The following is a 2,118-nucleotide window of genomic DNA, read 5'->3' as shown; positions in this document are numbered from 1 at the left end:
GGTCCCGTTCGCGGGGGACGGCGGTGCTTCCGTCCCGGACGCCGGGCGTCGCAGGGAGGTCGGCGGGGCCCGGATCCGCGGCGGAGTCCGCGGAGTCTTCCTGCCCGGGTTCGGCGACTGCCGTCACGTGCTTCGCGCGCTTGACGCTGGCCCGGTCGATGAGCAGGAACAGGAGCGATCCCACCAGGATGCCGGCCAGGCCGAACAGCACGGCCAGGAAGGCGAAAACGGTGCCGCGGGTGAACTCCGCGTTCTCCGGCCCGGTGTAGGCAGACACGGCGGCCAGCACGACGCCCAGCACGGCCCAGACGGCGATGAAGGGCGCGTACTTCGGCGCCCGGCGAACGGTGACGTCGCGGCGCTCCGGCTCGATGGGTCTGCGGTCGCGAGCCGGTTCTTGCTCAGAAGTCATACGTTCCAGCCTACCGGGCGAAGAGCGGCAGCTTGTCCGCCAGTTCGGCCCGCAGCCCGGAGGCAGCGACCCTGCCCTCGGCGACGGCGGCGTCCCATCCGAGCGACCCCGTCACCAGGGCAAGCCAGGTGGCGGGGTCGGTTTCCACCACGTTCGGCGGTGTGCCCCGGGTGTGCCGCGGGCCCTCGATGCACTGGGCGACGCCGAACGGCGGCACCCGCACCTCCACGCTGCTGCCGGGGGCACGCTCGGCCAGTTCCTCCAACGCGTACCGCACCGCCGTGGCAGTGGTCTTCCGGTCCGTGGCCCCGCCGCGCCACGCACCCACGGCGGCGTCGCCCTCCCGAGCCGGGATCCGGCGTCGTACTCCCATCGAATAAGGTCCTTCCGGGGCTCAGTCCAGCAGCGCGACCATGGGCGGTGCCAGCCGCAGCCTGCCGACCGGCTGGCCGCCGCCGAGGACGGGCTTGACCACGTCCTCCAGCACCGGGCCCACCTTCTCCACGTCGACGGCGCCGCAGGCGGCCAGCAGGGTCAGCGCGATCAGGGAACCGGCGCGGCCGCTGCCGTCCAGGATCTTCACCGCCACCGAGACGCCGTTGGGTGTGGCCATCACCATCACGCCCTCGGCGCCGGACTTGGCAACGACCCCCAACTGCTCCATCACCACGGTGTTTTCCTGGCCCCAGCCGTGCACCGCCCACGGGTAGTCCAGCATGGCGGTGACGATGGTGGCGGCGCGGGCATCGGCGTTCTTGTCCGCGGGCGCCTTGGCCAGCTTCCCGACGGCCCGGGCCAGTCCGGTCAACGACAGCGCGGGTGCCGGGGCGCCGCAGCCGTCGACGGCGATGTGCTCGATCTTTTCTTCGGCGTATTCCTCGATGACCTCCATCACGCGGCGCTGGAGGGGGTGGTTCGGCTCCAAGTAGGTGTGGGTGTTCCAGCCGTTCTCCACGCAGGCCCAGAGGAAGGCGGCGTGCTTGCCGGAGCAGTTGAAGGACAGCCGCTGCTGGCCGCGTTCCGTGCGGACCAACCAGCCGCGCGCCTGCTCGTCCTGCGGCCAGGCCGGCGGGCAGCGAAGATCGGCGTCGGTCAGGCCGGCGGCCTTGAGCATGCCCTCCACCACGTCCATGTGCTCCAGCGACCCCACATGGCTGGCGCAGGCCAGGGCCACCTGGTCGCCGCGCAGCGGGACGCCGGACTGCATGGCGGCCAGGGCCTGGAACGGCTTGAGGGTTGAACGCGGGAAGATCGGTGCGGTGATGTCGCCGAGTTCGGTCACCACGGTGCCGTCGGCGGCCATGACCACCGCGGAGCCCAGATGGCGGGACTCGATGAAACCGTTGCGTTCAACGACGGCCAGTTCCACGGCGTCCGCGGCTTTGAATGTCTCGGGCATGGACTTAGTTTAGGGGCCGGTGCAACAACTTCGAGGCTCCGCCCCGCGACCAGTAGGCTAGTTCCTTGTGAAGGTACTTGTGATCGGCCCCGGCGGCCGCGAGCACGCAATAATCCGTTCCCTGCTGGCCGATCCCTTTGTCACCGAGGTGCATGCCGCCCCCGGCAACGCCGGCATCGCGCAGATCGTGCCCACGCACCAGGTGGATGCGGGCGACCCGGCGGCGGTGACCGAGCTGGCCCGGCGGCTGGAGTCCGACCTGGTGGTGGTGGGCCCGGAGGCCCCGCTGGCCGCCGGCGTGGCCGAC

3 protein-coding genes and 1 pseudogene are annotated in these 2,118 nt (G+C 71.3%); 1 reads left to right on the top strand and 3 read right to left on the bottom strand.

Annotated features, from left to right (window positions below; translation table 11 throughout):
- From AC5RV2_RS17355 to AC5RV2_RS17345, 3 genes are all read right to left on the bottom strand, one after another.
- On the bottom strand, positions 1-412 hold a 412-nt coding region (locus tag AC5RV2_RS17355; RefSeq protein WP_494093369.1), incomplete at its 3' end, for a hypothetical protein.
- A gap of 10 nt (positions 413-422) precedes the next feature.
- Entirely contained in the window at positions 423-785 is a 363-nt protein-coding gene (locus AC5RV2_RS17350) for a sterol carrier family protein (protein WP_494093368.1), read from the bottom strand.
- Positions 786-806: 21 nt separating this feature from the next.
- A complete protein-coding gene (locus tag AC5RV2_RS17345; protein ID WP_494093367.1) occupies positions 807-1,811 on the bottom strand; it encodes an asparaginase in 1,005 nt (334 codons plus the stop codon).
- 67 nt (positions 1,812-1,878) lie between these two features.
- Here AC5RV2_RS17345 and AC5RV2_RS17340 point away from each other — a divergent pair.
- Positions 1,879-2,118 (top strand): annotated as a pseudogene (locus AC5RV2_RS17340) (phosphoribosylamine--glycine ligase); the annotation flags it as partial.

The organism is Arthrobacter sp. Y3225116, from assembly GCF_059091245.1.
This window is presented reverse-complemented; position numbering and strand designations above follow the sequence as displayed.